Raw genomic sequence first — 25,168 nt, forward strand, 5'->3', positions numbered from 1 at the left:
GAAGCCGTCCAAAGAGCATTTCACCTTAGTGAAAGCGGCCTGGGCGGTGCGGCGTGCAAAGTGCGTAGATTTTTAGAACATTAAAATCAGCCTAGCGTTTTTTCGTTCTTTTTTGGGCGATGCAAAAAAGAACAAAGAAGCGGTTTGTTTATGCTGACAAGAACTGTCCTTTGAAAATGGAAAGAACCATTTTACTGATCCATGAGAGAATTGGCCCTCGCTACACCTGGCTCCTCCATCCATACCATGGTCCCAAGGAGGCCTCACCCCAAAACCAACCATAACAAACTGTTAACCAGTACCAAAACCACCATTCATAGGCATTTTCTGTCCTCGCTATTAGAAAAAAGTGTAGCCATTCAGCATCTTATCGAAATAAGCCTGCTTTAAACGGACAAAAAGATTATATTTCACCTACAAAACTTTTATTTGTGGCGGCAAAATTTCCTTCCAAAAAAGTTCCCCATGGAAAATCCTTGCCCAAGAACGGGACCCCCGCCCGATTTCATGCGAATATAAACATAAGAAAACACCTACACATAGGGTGCTATGACCAAAACACCCTTTGTAAAGCAGTAAAAGATTCGTAATACAAGGCCCTAAAACAGCCCTAAACATCATGGATATGATAAAAATTTCGGTGCCCAAGCATCATATCTCATAATAAATGACTTTTAACAGCATGAAGATAGTTTAAGAAAATTTTAAGTATTATTTTTGCCCCGCTTTTGCTATACAGCATATGTTTTTTAATATGCTGATTTCAAGATATATGCAGAAAATAAAACAACTATTTTTCAGAAAAAGCAACAATTTTTTGTAGTAAAAAGATTAAAAAAAATATCAACCATAACACTAAACATGTCCATATTCAATCAAATCCTACTGAATCCCTATTTTTTAGCGTGTTTATCACTGTTTATAGCCTTTTTGATTTCTATAAGAATGTATCCGGTTATAATACTCTTGGGATATAGAAAAAATCTGATGGCTACCCCGGGGCACCGTAGTTCCCACGTAAAGAAAATCCCTAATTTGGGCGGCATAGGACTATTTGTTGCATTTTCTATTGCCCTTACGATTTTAGGAAGCCTGGCCTACCTATCCCCTACCTCCTTAACAAAACTCGTCTCCCTATTATCGGCCATGATTATTCTATTTTTCCTGGGGGTAAAAGACGATATTATAGGCCTCTCGCCCCGAAAGAAATTAATAGGTCAAATTCTATCGGCCGCTTTGGTGGTGATGACCACCGATCTTAGGATCCATAATTTAGGCGGACTCTTTGGACTCGGAGATTTCCCCTACCTGTTTTCGGTAGCCTTTACCATCTTTTTATTCGTATTTGTGGTCAATGCCTTTAACCTGGTCGATGGTATCGACGGACTGGCCTCGGCCATCGCCATAATTGCCAGCGCAACCTTTGGGATCTTCGCCCTGCTAAACCACCAATACCTTATGATATTGACATCTTTTACGCTTATAGGTGCTTTGGCCGGATTCTTACGCTACAATTTTTCCGAAAAACGAAAGCTTTTTATGGGCGATAGCGGCTCTATGTTCATTGGCTTTTTATTGGCCTTCCAGGCCTTTAGCTTTTTAGCCTATCAGGACAACCACTACGGTGCCTTTACGGTGAGCAATGCCCCTATTCTGGTATTGGCCATACTATCCTTCCCCCTTTTAGATACGATCAGGGTCTTTATCATCCGTATCAAAAACAAACGCTCTCCCTTTAGTGCAGACCGCAATCATATACACCACCGCTTACTGGACCTTGGTTTAAAGCACAAAAAAGCAACTATTATGGTGAGTATCATCAATATAGTAATGATAATCTTGGCCTTTGCGATAGGCGGACTCGACATCAACCTGCAGCTGATCATTATTTGTATGGCAGCCCCGGTATTATGCCTATGTCCGTTTTTAATGGAACGCCAGCAAGGAAAGATCAAGCTAGTAATGCCTAGTTTCAGATAACAATACCATTCACCCAAATCAGTTCCCCCTTTAACAAAAAGCATATAAATACCTATGCCCTGGTACGTACTCCATACCAAGCCTCAGAACGAAAAGAAAGTCGCCGACCGCCTAACCGCCATGGGCATTACCGCCTATTGCCCGACACGAACAGAGGTAAAGCAGTGGAGCGATCGTAAAAAAAAGGTCGAAGTACCTCTATTGCCTTCCATGATCTTGGTACAAATCTCGGAGAAAGAACGATCTTTAGTTTTTCAGGCTCCTGGTGCCGTTCGCTATATGTTTTGGCTGGGAAAACCCGCAGAGGTCACCGACGAGGAAGTGGAAGCCCTACAAGCCGTTCAAAACCATAAAAACAATCAAAACCTCACCGTAGAAACCATTCAACCAGGCACCAAAATAGACCTTACTTCCATGGGCTTTAAAGCCCAAAACGGCACCGTCCAATACGTCTCCGGCAACAACTACTGGGTGGTCCTAGAGGGGTTGGGCTATGTGATTAAAATGGAAATATAGTTCAGTGGCGCAGTAAACAGTCGCCAGTAATCAGTAGCTCAGTCGTCAGTAAAAAGAAGTAACCAGTAAACGGTAGATCAGGAAACAGTCACCAGTAGGCGATAACCAGTATTCAGTTATGGAGTTATCTTGTTATGAGGTTCTATTGTTATCCTGTTATCAAGTTATCTTGTTATGGAGTTATCTAGTTACGAGTATGCTATGCTTTTCTATTCCCAACCCTATAGAATGAAAAAAAGGATTGGTGTTTTTTATTATTTTTGAATGTCCTCTCTTCAATAAAAGGCAGCTTGCATCAAGAATGGTTAGTATCAAAAGCCCCGGCCTATTTTAATTTTCGTTTAAAATCAAGTGCTTTTCACAGCGGGTGGCGGAAGCCGTCCGGCAGCCCATCTTCACCTTAGTGAAAGCGGCCTGGGCGGTGCGGCCGTGGAAAGTGGTAAAATTGTCCAATGAAGGGGCTTATTAGCAACCTGGCCAACGCCACAGCTGGCTCCTCCATCCAAAGGTACACTGTACCTTTGTCTCTCGGCCCTAGTTCGTTTTTTATTCATGGCTTGTCTATTGTTTTTTAAAGGAATTCATGAATGCTCCGCATTTCATCAATGGAAAAAATGAACAGGACCGAGAAGGAAATGCAACGACTTGCATTTACGCCGAGGGGCCAGCCGGCGCGTTGGAGAAGGTTTAAGCTATCAAGAACTGTCCTTAAATAAAAGAAAGTTCCATTTATTAAATACTAAAACCATACTAACTACTACCAACCTTAGTTTTATTAAAGAAAGTAACTAGCTGGTGCGTTAGCCCTCGCTACACCTGGCTCCTCCATCCATACGATGGTCCCACGGTTCAGTGGCACAGTAAACAGTCGCCAGTGGTCAGGAAAAAAAAGTAGTCAGTAGTCGATAACCAGTATTCAGTTATGGAGTTATCTTGTTATCAAGTTATCTTGTTATGGAATTATCTAGTTACGAGTATGCTGTGCTTTTCTATTCCCAACCCTATAGAATGAAAAAAAGGATTGGTGTTTTTTATTATTTTCCAATACAGAACCTAATCCTTTAGCAAAAAGCTAATTGAAACTCTATAATTTTCAAGGAACCGATTACCTAATTTTATAATTCCGACATCCCCCTTAATCCCCCTTCGAAAAGGGGAATCCGCATGATTTAACTTTAGGGACTAGTTTTTAAGCCTTCGCAGTTAAAAAGAGTAATCAATACCTCCCCTAACAAACCGCGGGACTGACGGCCAATATGACTTTTTGCTTCAATAAAAGATACTACTCATCTCAAATGGTTAAAATCAAAATCCCCGGCCTATTTTAATTTTCGTTTAAAATCAAGTGCTTTTCACAGCGGGTGGCGGAAGCCGTCCAAAGAGCATTTCACCTTAGTGAAAGCGGCCTGGGCGGTGCGGAGTGCAAAGTGCGTAGATTTTTAGAAATCGACGAAGGAGATTCACGAAAACCTATAAAAAAAAATAAAAACCACTTGAGCTAAAATGAAAATCAGCCTAGATTTTTTTGGTTCGTTTTTTATTCATGGCTTGTCTATTGTTTTTTAAAGGAATTCATGAATGCTCCGCATTTCATCAATGGAAAAAATGAACAGAAAGCGGAATGCTGAAGCTATCAAGAGCTGTCCTTAAGAAAAATATAGCTCCATTTATTAAATACTAAAACCATACTAACTACTACCAACCTTAGTTTTATTAAAGAAAGTAACTAGCTGGTGCGTTAGCCCTCGCTACACTTGGCTCCTCCATCCAAAGGTACACAGTACCTTTCTCTCTCGGCCCTGGACAAGCAAAGAAACCGTCTTAGACGGTTCACGAAATCCGTTAAAAAACAAATAAAAACCACTTGAGTAAATCTAAAATTTCTAGATCGCTTCAAAGGAATTAAAACCTTCTTTAAATTTTAGATTCACGAAAACCTATAAACGAAAATAACAACCACTTGAGCTAAACCGCTTTTGGCGGTTCACTAAATCCGTTAAAAAACAAATAAAAACCACTTGAGCTAAAATGAAAAGGACCGAGAAGGAAATGCAACGACTTGCATTTACGTCGAGGGGCCAGCCGGCGCGTTGGAGAAGCTAAAGCTTTCAAGAAATGTCCTTTAAAAGAGTAAAGCCCCATGTAACAACTTATCTAGCCAGTTCAAATAAAACGATAATCCCTAATCCATTAGCCAAAAGTTAATTGAAACTTCATAGTGATTATGTAAACGAATGCTCTATTGCAAAATACCGACATCCCCCCCCTAAAACCTCTTTACGCCTGAGGCGCACACGGCGCGGGGGAATCCGCATGATTTAACTTTAGAGTACTCCTTTTCTAGCAAGCGCAGCTAAGATCCTGATTCGCACAGGACCGAGAAGGAAATGCAACGATTTGTATTTACCTCGAGGGGCCAGATGGCGCGTTGGCGAAGCTCCGAGATTCAGCTTTTTTATTTGAAAAAAAGCGCGGAGTTTTGAAACCGGTTTTCGACCTCGTTGTCGAAAAATTCATCAGGACCGAACGGAAAATGCAACGATTTGCATTTGTAGCGAGGGGCCAGCTGGTGCGTTGGCCATGGCTACGGCCGGCTCCTCTAACCAAAGGTACACTGTACCTTCGGTTCTCGGCCCTGTTCGTTTTATTCATTGCATATTATTTTTTATTAAGGTATTCATGAACCTCCTTCGTCGGTTTCATCGGACGAGCAAAGAAATCTAAAATTTCTAGATCGCTTCAAAGGAATTAAAACCTTCCTTAAATTTTAGATTCACGAAATCCTATAAAAAGCAAATAAAAACCACTTGAGCTAAAATGAAAAGAAAACGAGAAATTTCAGGCATGAAGAACTGTCCTTTAAAAGGAGAAAGCCCCATCTATCTACAATCCATTTGAGAAGGGTTAATTGAAACTCTATAGTTTTCAAGGAACTGACTACCTAACAGAATAATACCAACATCCCCCTTACTCCCCTTTTACGCCTTAGGCGCCCACGGCCCCGGGGGAATCCAAACGATTTAACCTTGTTATCAAGTTAATGAATTACCGAGTTACAGCAATACCAATTTAACGCCTTATCGAATCCACGAATTCCCGATTTAACGAATTAACGAATTACCCAAAACCCAATTTTCAAATTACTACATTAAACAGCTATAAGCCCCTCAGTTACCAAAAACCCCATTGGTACCTTTCCACATAGATCCCTCAATTGTTCCATGAACCCAATTACTAACAAAACCTTAAATAATCCCTAAATAAATAACAAATAACAACCTTGACTCCCCATCTTATTTCCGTACATTTGCCGCTTGAAAATATTTGACCCTCTTTTATTCAAAGAGCACAAAAATTAACCCCCTGTACCTAATACAGGATAAAACATCCCCGCTTACCGTGACCCAACAATGGGACTCACAGCGGCGGAGCCGTGGAAGGAGCTCAAAAACAAAGCAATTCAGCGTAATCGCTTTTAATCTGTGAAATCCTTCTAAGCTTACAGTTAAATTACACCAACACACAAAGCTTATAGCCTACCGCTTAAAGCTTTCATCATAAAAAACTATGACCAAAATCTATAATGTAATTCTTAGTGGAGGTTCCGGTACCAGATTATGGCCGTTGTCCCGAGAAAGTAGACCCAAGCAGTTTTTACAATTGTTTAAAGGAAAATCACTTTTTCAGGAAACCGTAAGGCGAAATGCTAATTTGGTAAACGATTTTATGATCATTACCAATGAAAAGCAATATGAGGCTGCTAAACAACAGGCAGCTGAACTAAACCAACCCCTATCGAAAAAGATTATAGAGCCTATAGGTCGCAATACAGCTCCTGCCATTACCTTGGCTTGTTTAAGTGTAGCTTCTGAGGATGTTTTATTTGTCACCCCTTCGGACCAAATGATTGGCGATAGTGATATTTACAAAAAAAACCTAGAAAGAGCCATTACTTTGGCCAAGGAAGGGTATTTGGTCACTTTTGGTATACAGCCTACTAGGCCTGAAACGGGATTTGGTTATATAGAACATCAAGAAGAGACGGTGGTTCGCTTTACCGAAAAACCTGCTTATAAAATGGCTGTTGAATTTCTAGAAAAAGGCAACTTTTTATGGAACAGTGGTATGTTCTGTTTTAAAGCAGGTGTGTTTTTAGAAGAAATTAAAAAACACCATCCTGAAATTTATAATTCAAGCATTGAGGCATACAAACAAAGTTCGGAAGGCCTAGTTCCTTTAGATGCCATGGAAGCTATTCCTAGTGAGAGCGTAGACTATGCCGTCTTTGAAAAAAGCGATCGTATAAAGGTTGTCCCCTCCTCCTTTTTCTGGACCGACCTAGGCTCTTTTGATGCCCTACTCGATTATCAGGAACAACAACAGCCTATAGATGGTCTAAAAATCATTGAAGGCGAAGACAATCACAACACACACGCCCTTGCTGACAAAGCGGTATATGGCATAGGTATAGAAGATATATTGGTTATAGACACCAAAGACACCCTTTTCTTGATGAAAAAAGGACAATCAGATAAAGTAAAAGCAATATATAACCAGGCAAAAGCATCAGAGCCAACATTATTACATTAATATTATGAGTCAGAAAGTAGCATTTATCACCGGTATTACCGGACAGGACGGCGCTTATTTAAGTGAGTTTCTATTAAAGAAAGGTTATAAAGTACACGGTTTAAAACGCCGTTCTTCTATGTTCAATACCGATCGTATTGATCATTTGTATGAAGACCCTCATGTAGAGAACCGTAATTTGGTGTTGCATTATGGTGATATGACCGATAGTACCAACCTTATCCGTTTGATTCAAGAAATTCAACCCGATGAGATTTATAACTTGGCCGCTATGAGTCACGTTCATGTGTCTTTTGAGACCCCTGAATATACAGGAAATGCAGATGGATTGGGTACGCTACGTATTTTAGATGCCGTACGTTTACTTGGATTAGAGAAGAAGACCCGTATTTATCAGGCTTCTACTTCAGAATTATACGGAAAGGTACAAGAAGTTCCTCAATCAGAAACTACTCCTTTCTACCCTCGTAGCCCTTATGCCGTAGCCAAAATGTATGCTTACTGGATTACCGTAAACTACCGTGAAGCTTATGGTATGTATGCTTGTAATGGTATTTTATTCAACCACGAATCACCTATCCGTGGGGAAACTTTCGTAACCCGTAAGATTACCAGAGCAACTTCACGTATTGCTTTGGGACTACAGGACAAATTTTACTTAGGAAACCTAGACGCTCAGCGTGACTGGGGACATGCCAAAGATTATGTTCGTATGATGTGGATGATCCTACAAGCCGAAGAAGCTGAGGATTGGGTAATTGCTACCGGAAAAACAACTCCAGTTCGTGAATTTGTACGAATGGCTTTTGCCGAAGTGGGTATAGAATTAGAATTTAAGGGTACAGGGGTAGACGAAAAAGCCTTTGTAAAAGCCTGTAACAACCCAGAATTCCAATTAGAAATAGGAAAAGAAGTCTTGGCCGTAGACCCTGCATATTTTAGACCTACCGAAGTAGAGCTTTTAATAGGAGATGCTTCAAAAGCCAAAACAAAACTAGGATGGGAATGTAAATACGATCTTAAAGACTTGGTAAAAGACATGATGCAAAGCGACGTTAAGCTAATGCAAAAAGACCAATTCCTAAAAGATGGTGGGTATAAGATTATGAATTATTACGAGTAATAAAGGCGCGAATAATAGGGCGCGAATTAAATGCTAATTTAAAAACGAATTACAGGGAATAAAGGAATGACAGATATCATCTACAAGGAAGAAAGCTATAACATTATCGGTGCATGTATGAGAGTACATACCGAATTAGGAGCTGGATTTCTTGAAGCTGTCTACCAGGAAGCTCTAGAAAAAGAATTTCAAAGTAGTAAAATCCCATTTGAAAGACAGACGAAGCTATCTATATATTATAAGGAAGAAAAGCTTAAAAAATACTATATAGCCGATTTCCTTTGTTTCGATAAAATAATAGTAGAGTTGAAAGTAGCCCAATATTTAAACACCGCCGTACAGGCACAGTTGAAAAATTATTTGGTTGCTACAAATTCTAGATTAGGTATAGTTGTTAATTTCGGGAAGAAATCCTTGGAATACAAACGTATCCTAAACCCAAATTCGCATTAATTCGCCCTAATTCGCATGTTTCAAAATTCGCATTAATACGTAATCAATCGTAACATCTTAGAAACAAAAAATATTATTCAAGTTACACACTAACAAAAAAGCTATGAATAAAAATTCGAAAATATACATCGCCGGTCATAGAGGAATGGTAGGTTCTGCTATTTGGAGAGCGCTTACTGCGGCTGGCTATAATAACTTAATAGGAAAAGCTAGCAAAGAACTTGATCTTCGGAATCAGCAGGCTGTAAATGCCTTTTTTGAGGCTGAAAAACCAGATGTGGTGATTGATGCTGCAGCACGTGTAGGGGGAATATTAGCCAATAGTGATTATCCATACCAATTTTTAATGGAGAATTTGCAGATACAGAACAACCTAATAGATGCAGCCCATAAGAATGAGGTAAACAAGTTTATCTTTTTAGGGAGTTCCTGTATTTACCCAAAATTGGCACCACAGCCATTAAAGGAAGAATATTTATTGACTGACACCCTAGAACCAACGAACGAGTGGTATGCTATTGCCAAAATAGCCGGAGTAAAAGCCTGTGAGGCCATCCGCAAACAGTTTGGGAAGGACTATGTAAGTTTAATGCCTACCAATCTTTATGGACCATTTGACAATTTCGATTTAAAAACATCCCATGTACTGCCGGCGATGATCCGTAAGTTTCATGAAGCCAAAGAAAACAACAACGCTGCTGTAACGCTATGGGGAAGCGGTAGCCCCATGCGGGAGTTTTTACATGTGGACGACATGGCACAAGCTGTATTATCTGCCGTAGAAAACATATTACCAGAACACTTGTACAATGTAGGAACGGGAACGGATTTAACCATAAAAGGTTTGGCAGAACAGATTCAGCAAACGGTTGGTCATACAGGAGAAATCATCTGGGATACCTCAAAACCAGATGGTACGCCAAGAAAGTTAATGAATGTGGATAAGCTAAAAGCTTCCGGCTGGGAAGCTCAAATAGTTTTAGAAGAAGGAGTTAAGGATACTTATCAGTGGTTTCTTGATAATATAGAGAGATTTAAAGAAGTGAAAATGTAGCCTTTGGTTATATGTTATGAGTGTAGTTAAGAAATTTTAACACATTAAGTATAACTGATTTTTTGATTAAGTTCAAAAGAACTTTAAAATTTTAAAATTAATAAACAGGCTTTATTAAAGCCTGTTTATTAATTCCAACATATATTTAACAATTGAGTTTTAAATTTATTCAAACACAGGCCAAAAGATTATTTTCTTCTGAAAATGAACGTAGTCATAAGGCCAAAAAAAACGTTATAAATTCTCTTTGTACAAAAGCAATAGGGATGCTAATAATGTACCTAATGGTACCATTATCAATTAGTTATTTAGGTGTTGAAAATTATGGAGTTTGGATAGTTATTTCAGGAATAGTTAGTTGGGCAGGCATGTTTGATTTAGGCTTAGCCCACGGTTTGAGAAATTATTTAGCTGTTGCCTTGGCAGAAGGAAATATATCAGAAGGAAGGAGTTTTGTAAGTACAACTTACTTTATGATCTTGTCTGTTTCACTTCTAATTCTTATAATAGGAAGTTTATTTATTTATAACGTAAACCTTCAGGGGATTTTAAATGTTTACAGTGTAAGTGAATCTAATTTAAAAAACATAAGTTTTATTATACTTCTGTTCTTCTTACTTCAATTTTCTTTAAAACCAATAAATGCTATACTTCAGGCTTATCAAATTCCGTCATATACTCAGATTATAGGAGTAGTTGGCTCAATAATTTCAATTTGTGGAATATTTATCTCACTTAATTTTTTCAATAAAACACCCCTCTACACTTATGCTGTTATTGTTTCTTTAGCACCTGTGATTTCTATTTTATTAGGAAGTATTTATCTATTTCAAAATAAGTTTTATTTGGTAAAGCCTAAAATTTCTAAAATTAAAATAATTAGTTTGAGAAAAATTGGAGGTCTTGGTGTTGATTTTTTTGTAATTCAGTTGTGTTTATTAGTTGTTTATACCTCAGATAACCTTATTATTTCTCATCTCTTTGGACCATCTGAAGTAACTGCCTATTCTATACCCTATAAGTATTTTAGTTTATTAACAATTTTGTTTACTGTTATAATGAGTCCGTATTGGTCTGCTATAACAGAGGCTTATGTTAAAAAAGATTTTGATTGGATTAAAAAAACTATAAAAAATTTGTCATTTATTATTTTAGGTGGCTTAATTATCACTTTAATTATGGTTCTTATTTCAGATATAATTTATAAGTTATGGATAGGCAATCAAGTTTTAGTGTCTCGTAACTTAACTATATTAATGGGTGTTTACTCTATGTTGATGGCAGTTCAAACTCTATTCTCTAGTTTTTCTAATGGAATAGGAAAAATTAAAATACAAATGTATACTTACATTTTTTGTGCTATAATAAATCTGCCTTTATCTCTTTATTTTGGAAAAGTATTAAATCTTGGTGGTTTTGGAGTATTACTTGCAACTGTTTCTTGTCTTACCATAGTTTCTATTGTATTGATAATTCAATATCATAAAATAATAAATAAAACAGCAAAGGGCTTATGGCTAAGGTAGGATCTAATAAACTTACACCCTTAATGCTCCCAGGGTTAAAAAAAACAACCTCTAAAAAACATCTTTTTAAAGATGTTTTATTTTTTATATCAGCAATTGCAATTCCATCTAGTTTTTTTAATTTTATAGATAGAAGCTTTTTTGTTGATATAAGATTATTTTATTTATTAATAGGCGTATTGTACCTTGTTTTAAATTTTAAATATATTCAAAAATTTAAACGTATTAAAGGTGCTAAACTACTCTTGCTATTATGCTTTTTTTTACTTTTTAAAATACTACACTCTTTACTTTTTCAGAATATAATTTGGACTGAAGTTGTAACTATTTTTAGAACCAATTTCTTTTATCCAATAATAACTCTTGGGTTTTTATTATATGCTTCAAAAATGGATAATAAAAGGTTGTATCGCTTTTTTTATTGGTTATTTACTGTCACTCTTATTCAGGGCATACTGTATATTATAGCCAATATAACTGGTGTGAACTTTTATGCTAATTCAAATAAAGAGTTTCAGCAATTTCAAGGGGTAACAATAATCCAAAATCTTAATGCAATACCAGATTACAATATATTTTTATTTGCATTTGCCATATTAACACTTTTTACTGTTTCAAATTTTAAAAAACATTGGATGTGGTTTGTTCCTCTTCTTTTAACTATCTTAACTATTGTACGTAACCAAATTATAGTTTATTTTTTAGTTATTATTATTATATATTCTTTAGGTGTTATATCAAATATCAAAATAAAAGGAGGCAAAATATTTAAAGCTTTAATTTTATTATCTCTTTTTTCAATTATAGGATTCTTGGTTTTTCCAGCACATATAGGAAGAATAGTGAATAAATTTGGCTTTGACCAAAATGAAAGTATTAGTGCTTCAAATTATACCGAAGAAGGTACTTTTAAGGTGAGATTAGATCTTATATCTAAGGCATATAATAGTATAGAACAGAACGATAATTTAATATTAGGTAATGGTTATATAAGAGAAGCTAGAAAAGGAGAATATGATTTTGTAGTTGGGGACGACACTTTATTAGCACCTGTGTTATGGGCAGAAGGCTTATTGGGGATTATAATTAGATTATTACCAGTTTTAATTTTCTTATTTTATGGATTAAAAAATCTACATAATAAAAATAAATTTATATCATTAATTTCTTTAATGATATTAGGTATTACTATCCCTGAAATTTTTAATGGTGTACAAACAAAAATTTTTACCTATTACCATCAATACCTTTTTATTTTCTTCTTATTGATGCTTATTATTTATAATGATAAAATGTATCAAAGAAAAAAATCTTTAATAAAATAAATTATATGAATCCTAATTCAATAACCTTACCAAAAATCTCTATTATAACTGTTTCCTATAATCAAGGACAGTTTATTGAAGATAATATTAAATCTGTTCTAGACCAAAACTATCCAAATATTGAACATATTATTATAGACGCCGGTTCTACAGACAACACTATAGATGTACTTAAGAAATATGACAAACATTTAAACTGGGTATCTGAACCTGATAAAGGACAAAGTGATGGTTTAAATAAAGGGTTTAAAAAAGCCACAGGAAAAATAATTGGTTGGTTTAATTCAGATGACCGTATTGCGCCTGGGGCGTTACATAAAGTTGCTGAATTTTTTATTAATAAACCTGACGAAATAGGTATAGTAGGAAATCAAGTAATAATTGACGAACATGGTCATAGATTAAAAACGATAGAGTCTAAAGCTTATTCTTCTGACTTCCTACTTAATCATGCTAAAGGAATAACCCAAAACTCAATGTTTTTTAAGCGTGAAGTACTCGATAAAATAGGGTATTTAAATGAAGATATCCACTACGCTATGGATCATGATTTATTTATACGTATTGCTAAATTGAAAACTATACCATATTTAGATGAAAGTTTAGGTGAATTCAGAATTCAAGCAAACGCAAAAACCGCACAAGGGAGTTGTAATTTCGCTAAAGAATTGATTTCTATAAGAAAGAGTTATGGGGGGCGTACTTTGAGTCCAGCGAATATTGATAGTTATTATTTGATACTTACAGAGCCATTAAGAAGAATTTCTTGGTTAAGAAAAACAGTACAAATTTTAAAAGGAATTGATTAATGGAACCAAGAATATTATATATTTTGTCTTCATTTAATTTGTATGGAGGTACGCCAAAAAAAACGTTAGACTTGATGAAGCACCTGAGTAACAGGTCTGTAGTATATGTATATCATAATTCCTTTTCTGAGTTCAAATCAAAGTTTGTTGCTACAGGAGGGGGTGTTTATGAAGGATTTTATGGTAGAAATATTTTCTTACATATAAGAAAATTACTTTCTATTATTGATACAGAAAAAATAAATATTATTCAAACTCAATTTTCAATAGGTGAAACATTAGGATATTTTATTAAACTTTTTCGTCCTAAAATTAAACTTTTGGTAACATTTGAATCCTCAATCAAACCGGTTAAGTTAAAAGCCTATATTGTTGGGCTTATATATCGAAAAATCGACTATTTTGTTTTTATATCCAATTATGTGAAAAATGAAAAACAAAAACAATTTCCGCTTTTAAAACACAAAAGAAGCAAGGTTATATATAATGGAACTGAACAAAGAATAGATGCCAAAAACACTTTAACCTACAAAAAAGGAGTTTCCTTATTGAGTATATCTGGATTAATCCCTATTAAAAATATACAAATTTTAATTAAAGCTTTGGGGGTAATTATAAATCAACACAAAAAACAAGATATACATTTATATGTAGCTGGTGATGGGCCAATGCGTAAGGAATTAGAGATACTAATAAAAGCATTACAGTTGGATAGCTATATCCATTTGTTAGGCTATCAAGAAAATATTGGAGGGCTTTTAAATAATTGTGATATTTATGTGCACCCTTGTTATAAAGAAGGTTTTGGTATTGCGGTAGCAGAAGCTATGTTTGCTGAAAAGCCAATAATAGTATCTAATGCAGGTGCTTTACCAGAACTTGTCCGTGATGCAGTGGATGGTTTAGTAGTATCCCCACACGATGAACTAGAATGGGTAAATGCAATATTAAAGGTTATGGAAAATTCTGAATTCGCTAATAAAATAGCTTACAATGCTAAGAAAAGTGCTGCTCAAAATTTTTCAATAGAGAAATATACTAAAAGTTATGAAGATTTATATATAAAAATCCTTTCCAATTAAATATGAATAAAAAAAAATTACTTGTTATTCATCCAGCCTTAGCACCTTATCGGGTTGATTTTTTTAATTCATTAAGCGAAGCTTTTGTCGCCAAATATTATTTCTTCAATTCAAATTTGATGAATCAAAAGTTTGATCAAAAACAATTGCAAAAACAATTAAATTTTAAATGTAACTATCTAAGAAAGGGCTTAAATTTCAAGGGACGTTCTTTAAGATTTGGAGTTACTAAAATTATTTTAAACAATAATCCAGATATTATCATTTGCCCTGAGTATAACCCAATAATACTTTTGGTGCTATCAACTAGATTTATTTTTAATAAAAAATTTAAAATTCATACAATTTGTGATGATAGTTTAGAGTCTGCTATAAATGTTAGTTTTTTTAAAAAACATTTGCGATCGTTTTTATTAAAGCGTTTAGATGGTGTGATTTTAACAAATAACACAGTTAAAGAATATTATTTGAATAAACTAGAAATAAAAACAAACCTATTAATTTTTCCAATTATAAGACGTGAAGATAAATATATTTTACAACTTAAAGCAAGTATAGAAACTTCAAAAAAGTACATAAAACAATATAATTTAGAAAATAAAAAAACCTTTCTTTTTGTAGGGCGTTTGGTTAAGATTAAAAATATTGAAAGATTATTGGAGGCTTTTAAGCCAGTTGTAGCTAACTACAACGACGTAAGATTAATTATAGTGGGTTCCGGTGAAGAACAAAGCTTTATTAAAGAAAAAATTGTCTCATTAAATCTTGAAAATAATGTCGTTTTGCCGGGTAGGTTTGAAGGCACAGAACTACTAGCATGGTATCTTACAGCTGGTGTTTTTATATTACCAAGTACTTCTGAAGTATTTGGTGCTGTAATTAATGAAGCTTTATTGGCGGGGTGTTATGTGCTAACATCTGATTTAGCAGGTGGAGCAAGCTTAATAAGGGAAAACATAAATGGTAATAAATTTAACCCCTACGATGTTAATGGTATTTCCAATATAATTCTCACCACATTGTTAAATGATAACAATTTTAGAGACCTTGGAAGTTTTAAAAAAAGCAGAATGAATATTACTTATAAAGATACTTTTAATACTCTAATCGAAAACCTATAGTGTTGTATGAATTTTTTAACTGACTTTTTTTATACTCTTAACAAAACCGAAATAAACTATTGTGTATTACGTAATTATCAAGCACTTCCAGAGTCTACTAATGGGAGTGATTTAGATATTCTTATATTTAATGACGATTTAGAACTGTTTAATATATTTTTAAGGGAATTTGTAAAAAAATATAATATAAAGTTAGTTTCGTTTATCCAAGATAAAAGGTGTCCAAAATATTGTTTACTTGGTGTAAATTGGGGTTTGCAAATTGATGCTTTCAATAAATCTATTTTTTTTGGAGGTAAAGAGCTAATACCAGCTTCTGTCTTATTTGCTAATACAATTATTTTTCAAGGTGTACAAGTTCTAAACCCTAAAACGGGTGCTGTATTAGCGTTTTTAAAAGAAATCTTAAATAATAAAATTTGTAATATAAAATATATTACAGAGTTACAAAAGCAATATGGTAACACTCTAATCAAAACCGAGCTTTTAAGTCAGTTTCCTCAGGAGTTTGTTGCTTATTTAAATCAAAATTTAAATAAGCTTGATGCTAAACATTGTAAAAAATTATATAACATTAGTAAAAAGAATTTTAATCGCTCAAAATTTTCTGGCTTTAAAAACAAATGTAATAGGCTAGTTAAGCAACCTGGTTTTACAATAGCATTTTTAGGTACAGATGGTTCCGGAAAAAGCACTATTATTGATAATATTAAGCCAATATTAAATGATGCATTTCATAACGCCGTGTATTACGAACATATGCGCCCTAATCAAATCCCAAGTATAGCCCGTTTATCCGGGAAAAAAGAAAGTTATAGTGGCCCAGTGACTAATCCACACGGTAGCAAAACGTCAGGTTATTTAGGGTCATTAATGCGTTGGTCGTATTATATGGTAGATTATACTTTTGGCTTTTATTTAAAAGTATGGCCTAAAAAAGCGATACGCTCTTGTGTTTGGATTTTTGATCGTTATTATTACGACTATATAATAGACCCTAAACGAAGTAGGATAAAACTTCCTAAATGGCTGTTTAAATTAGGTCAGTTTATCATTCCAGAACCAGATATAATACTTTGCTTAGGTGCAGATGCTACACTTATACATAAACGCAAACCAGAATTACCACTAAAAGAAGTAGAAAGACAAGTTGCCGAGCTAAAGGCATTTTGTGCGTCTCATAATCGTGCGGTTTGGATAGAAACTGGGCAGTCTATAGAAAATTCGTCAAATTCGGCAATTAGAGTAATAATTAATAATATGGCAGTGCGCTTTAAGTCTATAAACCTTTAGAATAATAAATGAAATACTGTTACTTTCATCCCCATCGTCCTCAATACTTTTTTCCTTTGGATTTCACTAAGCATCAAGTGTTTTTATCCTTCTATCAACCATATACTAATTTTGGGAAGTTATCTTGGGGGTTGTTTAGAAACCTTGCATGGTATCGAAGGTTGTTTTCTATAAATAACATTGAAAAATTTATACCGGAAACTAAAATTAGAAAGATAATTGGTGAAGATGTTATTATGGCCTTTAACACAGGTACACCGGGTCCAGAACAAAAAATAACAGGATTGGGCTGGGAAGCTGAAGATTATTTTTTTATAAAATATGGGGTAAGTACACTAGCACAAAGCAATGTGAATAACGAATATATTATTTTAGATCAATTAGGACAGTTAGATTTTGTTCCAAAGATATTAGATTTCCATCAATCAAGTCTAGGTACGCTTTTAAAAACAGATGTACTGCAAGGAGATAGGTTAGCTAATTCGGTTTTAGATAAATCTATTTTAAAATGTTTATATAGTTTGGCTGAACTTAATATTAATACTATTAAAAACTATAAGACGGATAAAATATCGGTGTTTGCACACGGTGATTTTTGTCCTTGGAATATAATGAAAAAAAACGGTAAACTTTTAGTCTATGATTGGGAAATGGCTGGTACCTATCCATTAGGTTATGATTTGTTTACATTTATATTTCAAACAAATTTTCTTTTGGAACCAAAAAAGTCAATTGAATTAACATTTTCGGTAAATACAGATATAATTGATAAGTATTTTAATTATTTTAATATTAAAAATTGGTATGAATATTTGATGTCTTTCTGTAATTTAAAAATTCAATTAGCAAAAGCGAATAATAATGATGACTTACTTAATTATTACTTAAAAATAAAAAACATTGTTTAAAAATGAATAAATTTTCACATTTATATTCTAAGTGTAAAGAGTCTAATACAAGTTTTTATTTTCTATTACTAAAATATTTTTATTATAAACTATTTTATAATAAAAATATTTTTTCTCATCAAAGGGTTGAAATTTCGGGCGTAGTTAATATTGAAACTGACTATAACTTAAAAGTTGGGGTTGATTATGTGGGTTTTATGAGTAGTTCTGATGTGACCATTTTAAATATTAAAGGTAAATTAAAACTACTTAGCGACTATTCAATAGGGCGTGGTTGCAGATTTGATATTGGAGAAAATGCAAAGGTTCAAATCGGTAAAGGTGGTTATATTAATGCAAATACAAAACTGATAATTATGCATGGTTTAAAAATTGGAGATAATTGTATTATATCATGGGATTGTCAATTTTTAGATGATGATTTTCATGAAGTACATTATGAAAATAAAAAAGACTCAAAAAATAATATTGTTATAGGGAATAAAGTTTGGATTGGTTGTGGTGTAAAGATTTATAAAGGGTCTGTTATCCCATCCGGTAGTATTGTGGCTGCAAATTCGGTTGTAAGAAATCAATTTAATATACCTAATTGTATTATTGCAGGACATCCTGCAGAAGTCATTAAAGAAAATGTACAATGGGACTAAAGCTAAGTAAACAGCAAACATCGTGTTTTAATAAGTATAAAATACTAGTGTCTGCTTATGCCTGTAGTCCTAATCGTGGTTCTGAACCAGGTATGGGATGGCATTTTGTAAAGGGATTAAGCCAGTTTCATGAAGTCCATGTTATTGTAGAGCAGCATAAATGGGAAAAACCTATAACGGAATATTTAGAGGCGCATCCGGAATTAAAAGAAAATTTAAAATTTTACTTTATAGAAAAACATCGCAATAAAAGGCTTCGTAAAATTTGGCCACCTTCCTATTATTGGTTTTATAAAGGGTGGCAAAAAAAAGTATATAAATTGGCGTTATCATTAGATGCTAAAGAAAATTTTGACTTGATACATCAGCTTAATATGGTAGGCTATCGGGAGCCTGGTTTTCTTTGGAAAATTAATAAGCCATTTGTGTGGGGGCCAATTGGTGGCTTAGAGAACTCACCTTGGGCGTTTTTGCCAAGTCTTGGATTTAAAGGCTTACTATTTTATTCTGGTAGAAATTTTATAAACTTTTGGCAAAGAAACTTTTTATCTCGCCCAAAACGTGCAGCAAAGCGACCTAATAATGCTTTAATAGCTGCGACCCCAAGTAATGCGGAGATAATTAAAAAAATATGGCATCAAGATGCAATAACTATTTGTGAAGTTGGACAAGAAAAGAACAACATTGAAGATATTGTATTAAGAAATCCAGACAAGCCTTTAAAAATAGTTTGGAGTGGTATTCATACTCCTGGAAAAAACTTGCCATTACTGCTTAAAGCCTTGCATAAAGTAAGTTTAAATTATGAATTACATGTATTAGGTCAAGGAGAAATGACTTCATCATGGAGAAATACGGCCAAAAATCTTGATATTAAAAATATAAGTTGGTATGGTTGGATTGAACAGCCTAAAGCAATTGATATAATGAAAAAAGGACATGTATTTGTTATCACAAGTATAAGCGATTTAACATCTACTGTTACTTTAGAAGCCTTATCTTATGGATTGCCTATAATCTGTTTAGATCATTGTGGATTTACCCATGTGGTTAATGAGCAATGTGGGATTAAAATCCCTGTTAACACACCCGATAAAGCAGCTGTAAATATTGGAGCTGCCTTAACTAGCTTATATAATGATGAAAACAAAAGAACAGCATTAAGTAAAGGGGCGCTACAAAGAGCAGCTGATTTTAATTGGGATAATAAAATTAAGGCCTTAAATACTATCTACGATACCTTAGTGGTTGGAGATAAAGAATAGGATGAAAAAAATACTTTATATATTACACTACCCTCCTCCTGTTCATGGCGCAGCTATCGTTGGTAAGTATATTATGGAAAGTGCGTTAATTAACAATAATTTTAATGGGCGTTATATAAATTTGGGCACTTCTAGATCTGTTGACGAAATAGGCAAAGGAGGCATAATTAAATGGCTTCGTTATTTTAATGTTTTGTTTAATACGTTTTTAGAGTGTATTAGATTTAGTCCAAACCTAGTCTATTTAACGCTTACTGCTAATGGTGCAGGTTTTTATAAGGATGCATTGGTAGCCTTAATAGCAAAATGTTTAGGGTGCAAAGTCGTGTACCACTTCCATAATAAAGGGGTGATTAATAATCAAAATAAATGGTTTGATAATCTTTTATATAAATTAGTTTTAAAAAAGGCTCAGGTTATTTTGTTATCCCCTTATTTATACTACGATATTAAAAAATATGTGTCAAAGTCAGATGTCCATTATTGTGCAAATGGTATCCCAAAACTACCTATTGGGTTAAATGAAAATAAAGAATCTTCTACTATAGAAATACTATTCTTATCCAACTTATTAAAAGCTAAAGGGGTATATATATTATTAGAGGCTTGTAGTTTGCTTAAAAATAAAAATATAGATATTAAATGTACTGTTATTGGGGGGGAAGGCGACATAAGTGTTGTTGATTTTGAAAATAAAATTATAGAATTAAAGTTAACAGATGTTGTGTATTATGCAGGCAAACAATACGGAGACGATAAATTAGTTTTTTTTGAAAAAGCAGATATTTTTGTACACCCAACCTATAATGATTGCTTTCCTTTGGTTTTATTAGAAGCTATGCAATTTGGTTTGCCAATTGTCTCGACAATAGAAGGTGCGATACCAGAAATTGTAGAATCTCAAAAAAATGGTTTTCTCGTACCAAAAAAGGAAGCCCTAGCTTTTGCAAATGAAATTGAAAAGTTAGTTTTAAACCCTGACTTACGTAGCACAATGAGTCAATCGGCCAAATTAAAATATAATTCTAAATTTACGACGGGCGCTTTTGAAGATCGCCTTTGTAAAATTTTAAAAAATATCACGTAAATGCATTTATTAGGCTATTCTATCGCTACCGATTATCCCAATCTACCACCTCGCCATAAAATCATTATCAATACTATTAACCCTCACAGTTATTGTGAAGCTAAAAAGGATAAGTATTTTTTTCAAGCTTTAAAATCATCTGATGTTTTATTACCTGATGGTGTAGGCATTGTATGGGCAGCAAAATTTTTAAAAGGAAAAAGAATACAGAAAATTGCAGGGGCAGATATACACCAACGTTTATTAGAGATTGCCAATGCAAATCAACAAAAAATATTTTACTTAGGTGCAGCACAAAACACGTTGAATCTAATTGCAGCACGAATTAAAAAAGAGTATCCTAATATAAAAGTAGCTAGCTTTTCACCTCCTTATAAGCCCGCATTTTCACAGGAAGACTCAGAAAAAATGATTTCTTCTGTAAATAATTTTCAACCCGATATATTATTTGTTGGAATGACCGCTCCAAAACAAGAAAAATGGGTACATGCACATAAAGATAGTCTTGATGTAAATGTTATTACTTCTATAGGTGCTGTTTTTGATTTCTATGCAGGTACAGTGAAACGTTCCCATCCCATATGGATAAAACTAGGGTTGGAGTGGCTTCCACGATTACTACAAGAACCTAAACGACTTTGGAGACGGAATTTTATTTCGACTCCTCTTTTTATAAAATCTGTACTTCACGCAAAATTAAAGAATTAACTTTAACCTCAAAAAACTTAATGTTCAATTAGTTCATTAAGCCATGTATATTTTATACATGCCTTGACTAACTCATGGGAAATCCCTATTTTTGCACGTTTAAAATTTTCAGTAAATACTGAAAAAACCATTCCAAAAAATGAAAAACTATTTATTTGTCCTGGGACTGATAGCTCTATTGTTCCAATCTTGCGCCACCAAAAAGGACATCCTCTATCTGCAAGATGCCAACACCTTGGAGGCTCAACATATTAAATACGAAGCTGCCAAAATTCAACCCAACGATATTTTAGACATCAAAGTTTCGGCCTTAGTTCCAGAAACGGCCATGCCCTATAATGTGCAGCCTCTTGGTAATACCAATGCCTCCAATATAGAACTTTTAAAACTACAAGGCTATTTGGTGGCTACAGATGGGAGTATTACGTTTCCGGTATTGGGAAAAATAACGGTCACCAATAAAACGACTGCCGCCTTAGAGCAGGAATTGGAACTGTTGTTAGAAAAGGGTGGGCACTTGAATCAACCCAAAGTAAGTGTACGTTTGCTCAATGCCAAGGTGACAGTTTTGGGAGAGGTACAACGGCCAGGGACCTATAGCTTTACCGAGCAGCAAATTAGTCTTCCACAGGCACTTGGCTACGCAGGAGATTTGACGATTAATGGAAAACGTAAGGATGTCTTATTGATTCGAGAAGAAAATGGGCAACGCACCGTCACCCATATAGATTTAACAACCACCGATTGGTTTAACAGCCCCTACTACTATATAAAACCCAACGATTTTATAGTCGTAAACCCCAATGGTCCCAAAGTAAAAAGTGCCGGATTTGTGGGTAATACAGGCACCCTTGTCTCTGTACTTTCCTTACTCTTAACCTCTATAGTTTTAATCACCCGATAAAATGAACGAAGCTCCCTATAACTCCCAGCAGTTTGAAGAAGAAGAATCTTTAAACCTGAAAGAGATTTTATTTAAGTATTTGGCGTACTGGCCTTGGTTTTTGGCAACTTCGGTATTGGCTATATGGTTAGGTGTAGTGTATATTAAATACGTACCCGAGACTTATCAATCGGTCGCCAAAATAAAAATCATAGACGAGTCCAAGGAAATGAACATTGCCACCGATGCCCTATCCCTGTTGGGTGGGAAGTCGCAAGTAAACCTGGACAATGAGGTGGAGGTTATAAAATCGTACCGTTTGTTAAGCCAGGTGGTAGACGAACTCCAATTAAATGTAGCCTATTATGCTGTAGGAACGCTAAAAACTACGGAGATATGGAATCCTCCTTTTAGGGTTCAAAAAAACATTGGAGGTGCTGAAATTAATAAACCTTTAGAATACAATATTACCCTAGGGGCTACCGCCTTTACAGTAACGGATGAGGACAAAAATACCTATACCCTGCCTTACGGGGATCCTAAGGGAACAGTAGCTAATCTACCGTTTAGCCTTCACCTCAATGAACATACCCCTCAAGCCATAAACCAAAACCATAGCTATAAGATAGTACTCCTTCCTAAAAAGGCAGCAGTGATGAAATTGGTGAATTCTTTGCAAGTTCAATCCACCAATAAGAACAGTGATATTTTGTCGCTCTCTCTCATTGGTCAAAGCATAGCCAAATCGGAGGCTATCCTGAATACCACTATTGAAAAATTTAACCGAGATGGGATTCTAGACCGTCAAATGGTGTCTCAGAATACCCTGAATTTTATAGACGATCGGTTTATTTATTTGTCCGAGGAACTAGATTCTATAGAGGGCAACAAAAAAGAGTTTAAACAACGTAACAACCTTTCCTTTATTGAGGCAGATGCAGGTGTGAACCTACAGAAAAAAGCTGTTTCGGAAGAGGAAGTTTTTAAATTAGAAACACAGATCGCCCTTTCCAAACTGTTAAAGGAAACCATGAGTAGCCAAACGGATTATCAGCTCTTACCGGCAGATATTGGCTTAGAAAATAATAGTATTAACGGCTTGGTGAAGGACTACAACCAAATGGTCTTAGAGCGAGAGAAGTTAAAAGCAAGTGCTGGTGCTAATAACCCTACTGTCATGGTACTTACCGGCCAATTAGACCGTACCAAAGAAAATATTAGTCAGACTATCAACGGCTACCAACAGCAATTGGGAGTTTCCCTAAAACAATTGCAACAACAACAACGTTTGGCAGGGAGTCAGTTTTCTAAATTGCCAGAAAAGGAGCAATTGCTACGTGCCATAGAACGTCAGCAGAGTATTAAGGAAAATCTTTTCCTGATATTATTACAAAAGCGCGAAGAGGCTGCCATTAGTCTGGCCGTAACCTCTCCTTCTTTAAAAGTAGTAGATTATGCCTTAACTAGTAATGCCCCTGTTGCCCCTAAAAAACAAATTATATTGGCAGGATCACTACTCCTCGGACTAATGCTACCATTTGGTATATTGTATATCATCTTTTTATTGGACACTAAAATCCAGGACAGGGTCACTATCGAAAGAGCCAACCCAGAGATTCCAATTTTAGCCGAGATTCCTTTTATTGAAGACAACAAAAGTTTTATGGATGCCGATGACCGCTCTGTTTTGGCTGAATCGTTCCGTATCCTAAGTACTAACGTCAATTATCTATTGCCTAAAAAGGAAAAAGGCGAAGGTCAGGTGATCTATGTTTCTTCTACCATAAAAGGGGAAGGAAAGACCTTGGTGGCCCTTAACCTTTCCTTGGCATACTCCAGTATTAAAAAGAAGGTGTTGTTAGTAGGGTCAGATTTACGGAATCCACAGCTCCATAACTACTTTGATATCGATAAAAACGTACAGGGACTGGCAGACTACCTGCATAATCCGGAATTAAATTGGAAAGATTGCATTCACGAAGGTTACAACAAAATTCCTTACCATAAGGTTTGTTTTTCGGGAAGCATCCCTCCCAATGCTCCACAATTGTTATCGGGTGATGGGTTTGAAAAATTCATAACCGCCGCCAAAAAAGAATTTGATTATATCATTGTAGATACGGCCCCTACCATTTTGGTAACGGACACCCTACTAATCTCTCAACATGCAGATGCCACCCTATTTGTCACCAGGGCCGGCTATACCGACAAACGTTTGTTGGAGTTCTCCAAAGACCTCAACAAAAACAAAAAACTGATCAATATGGCCTATGTACTCAACGATGTAAGACTCGGAAAAGGCAAGGGCTATGGGTATGGGTATAATTATGGGTATGGGTATGGGTATGGGTATAGTGAGGAGCAACAGCTTGCTCCTTGGTATAAGCGTATTTTAAAAAGAAGTTAGTTTTCTTCTTCTTCTTTTTTCCCTTTTAATATTTAGCGCTCTATCAGCATTTTTTGTTGATAGAGCGTTTTTTTTGGTATTGTTTTTTTCTTTTCACGACCTACTCCCCTCTCTAATCTCACTCCTTCTCTCCCCTATTTTTCCACATCCACCGTTATCTCTTTGTTCCCATCATACCCACACTTCAAATATACTTTTAACAATATTTTTCGTGCTTTTATCAAGATATTTTCTGCATTTATTTTATCTTGGTTTAAAGTGTTTAGCATGGATAGGGTTTTATAAAAATGGTGTTTTTTCTTTTTATGGACAGTCCTTGAAAGCCTCAGTATTCCGCTTTCAGTTCATTTTTTCCATTGATGAAAAAACGAACCAAAAAAATCTAGGCTGA

The 25,168-nt window shown here is 34.9% G+C and carries 19 protein-coding genes; all 19 read left to right on the forward strand.

Going from position 1 to position 25,168, the window contains the following annotated elements; all coding sequences use genetic code 11:
* The first annotated feature begins 945 nt into the window (after nt 1-945).
* Nucleotides 946-1,980, forward strand: a complete 1,035-nt coding sequence (locus BUA16_RS15845) for an MraY family glycosyltransferase (RefSeq protein WP_178338904.1) — start codon at nt 946-948, stop codon at nt 1,978-1,980.
* A gap of 54 nt (nt 1,981-2,034) precedes the next feature.
* Nucleotides 2,035-2,496: a UpxY family transcription antiterminator gene (locus BUA16_RS15850; protein ID WP_072765725.1), complete on the forward strand. Its 462-nt coding sequence runs from the start codon at nt 2,035-2,037 to the stop codon at nt 2,494-2,496.
* A gap of 3,567 nt (nt 2,497-6,063) precedes the next feature.
* Nucleotides 6,064-7,086: a mannose-1-phosphate guanylyltransferase gene (locus tag BUA16_RS15855; RefSeq protein WP_072765726.1), complete on the forward strand. Its 1,023-nt coding sequence runs from the start codon at nt 6,064-6,066 to the stop codon at nt 7,084-7,086.
* Between the two features lie 4 nt (nt 7,087-7,090).
* The gene (gene gmd, locus BUA16_RS15860; RefSeq protein ID WP_072765727.1) at nt 7,091-8,209 is read left to right on the forward strand and encodes a GDP-mannose 4,6-dehydratase; all 1,119 of its coding nucleotides are present in this window, start codon (nt 7,091-7,093) and stop codon (nt 8,207-8,209) included.
* Between the two features lie 66 nt (nt 8,210-8,275).
* Nucleotides 8,276-8,662, forward strand: coding sequence for a GxxExxY protein (locus BUA16_RS15865; RefSeq protein ID WP_072765728.1), 387 nt, complete (start codon nt 8,276-8,278; stop codon nt 8,660-8,662).
* A gap of 103 nt (nt 8,663-8,765) precedes the next feature.
* On the forward strand, nt 8,766-9,716 hold the full coding sequence (locus BUA16_RS15870; protein ID WP_072765729.1) for a GDP-L-fucose synthase family protein: 951 nt from the start codon (nt 8,766-8,768) through the stop codon (nt 9,714-9,716).
* Nucleotides 9,717-9,868: 152 nt separating this feature from the next.
* Nucleotides 9,869-11,242: an MATE family efflux transporter gene (locus tag BUA16_RS15875; RefSeq protein WP_072765730.1), complete on the forward strand. Its 1,374-nt coding sequence runs from the start codon at nt 9,869-9,871 to the stop codon at nt 11,240-11,242.
* Nucleotides 11,230-12,567: a hypothetical protein gene (locus tag BUA16_RS15880; protein WP_072765731.1), complete on the forward strand. Its 1,338-nt coding sequence runs from the start codon at nt 11,230-11,232 to the stop codon at nt 12,565-12,567. The genes BUA16_RS15875 and BUA16_RS15880 overlap by 13 nt, the downstream gene beginning before the upstream one ends.
* Before the next feature lie 5 nt (nt 12,568-12,572).
* Complete coding sequence (locus BUA16_RS15885) at nt 12,573-13,376, forward strand: glycosyltransferase family 2 protein (protein WP_072765732.1); 804 nt, start codon at nt 12,573-12,575, stop codon at nt 13,374-13,376.
* Nucleotides 13,376-14,458, forward strand: a complete 1,083-nt coding sequence (locus BUA16_RS15890) for a glycosyltransferase family 4 protein (protein WP_072765733.1) — start codon at nt 13,376-13,378, stop codon at nt 14,456-14,458. The genes BUA16_RS15885 and BUA16_RS15890 overlap by 1 nt, the downstream gene beginning before the upstream one ends.
* 2 nt (nt 14,459-14,460) lie before the next feature.
* Complete coding sequence (locus tag BUA16_RS15895; RefSeq protein ID WP_072765734.1) at nt 14,461-15,579, forward strand: glycosyltransferase; 1,119 nt, start codon at nt 14,461-14,463, stop codon at nt 15,577-15,579.
* Nucleotides 15,580-15,585: 6 nt separating this feature from the next.
* Nucleotides 15,586-16,872 carry a hypothetical protein gene (locus BUA16_RS15900; protein ID WP_072765735.1) on the forward strand — a complete coding sequence of 429 codons (1,287 nt, stop codon included), beginning with the start codon at nt 15,586-15,588 and terminating at the stop codon, nt 16,870-16,872.
* An 8-nt stretch (nt 16,873-16,880) separates the two neighbouring features.
* The gene (locus BUA16_RS15905) at nt 16,881-17,780 is read left to right on the forward strand and encodes a phosphotransferase (RefSeq protein ID WP_072765736.1); all 900 of its coding nucleotides are present in this window, start codon (nt 16,881-16,883) and stop codon (nt 17,778-17,780) included.
* A 2-nt stretch (nt 17,781-17,782) separates the two neighbouring features.
* Nucleotides 17,783-18,427, forward strand: a complete 645-nt coding sequence (locus BUA16_RS18260) for an acyltransferase (protein ID WP_084668529.1) — start codon at nt 17,783-17,785, stop codon at nt 18,425-18,427.
* Complete coding sequence (locus BUA16_RS15915; protein WP_072765737.1) at nt 18,418-19,692, forward strand: glycosyltransferase family 4 protein; 1,275 nt, start codon at nt 18,418-18,420, stop codon at nt 19,690-19,692. The genes BUA16_RS18260 and BUA16_RS15915 overlap by 10 nt, the downstream gene beginning before the upstream one ends.
* A 1-nt stretch (nt 19,693) precedes the next feature.
* Nucleotides 19,694-20,779: a glycosyltransferase family 4 protein gene (locus BUA16_RS15920; RefSeq protein WP_072765738.1), complete on the forward strand. Its 1,086-nt coding sequence runs from the start codon at nt 19,694-19,696 to the stop codon at nt 20,777-20,779.
* Entirely contained in the window at nt 20,780-21,487 is a 708-nt protein-coding gene (locus BUA16_RS15925) for a WecB/TagA/CpsF family glycosyltransferase (protein ID WP_072765739.1), read from the forward strand.
* Nucleotides 21,488-21,626: 139 nt separating this feature from the next.
* Complete coding sequence (locus tag BUA16_RS15930; protein ID WP_072765740.1) at nt 21,627-22,391, forward strand: polysaccharide biosynthesis/export family protein; 765 nt, start codon at nt 21,627-21,629, stop codon at nt 22,389-22,391.
* 1 nt (nt 22,392) lies between these two features.
* Nucleotides 22,393-24,777 carry a GumC family protein gene (locus BUA16_RS15935; RefSeq protein WP_072765741.1) on the forward strand — a complete coding sequence of 795 codons (2,385 nt, stop codon included), beginning with the start codon at nt 22,393-22,395 and terminating at the stop codon, nt 24,775-24,777.
* Nucleotides 24,778-25,168: the final 391 nt, after the last annotated feature.

This window comes from Arenibacter nanhaiticus (assembly GCF_900141935.1).
GTDB lineage: Bacteria > Bacteroidota > Bacteroidia > Flavobacteriales > Flavobacteriaceae > Arenibacter > Arenibacter nanhaiticus.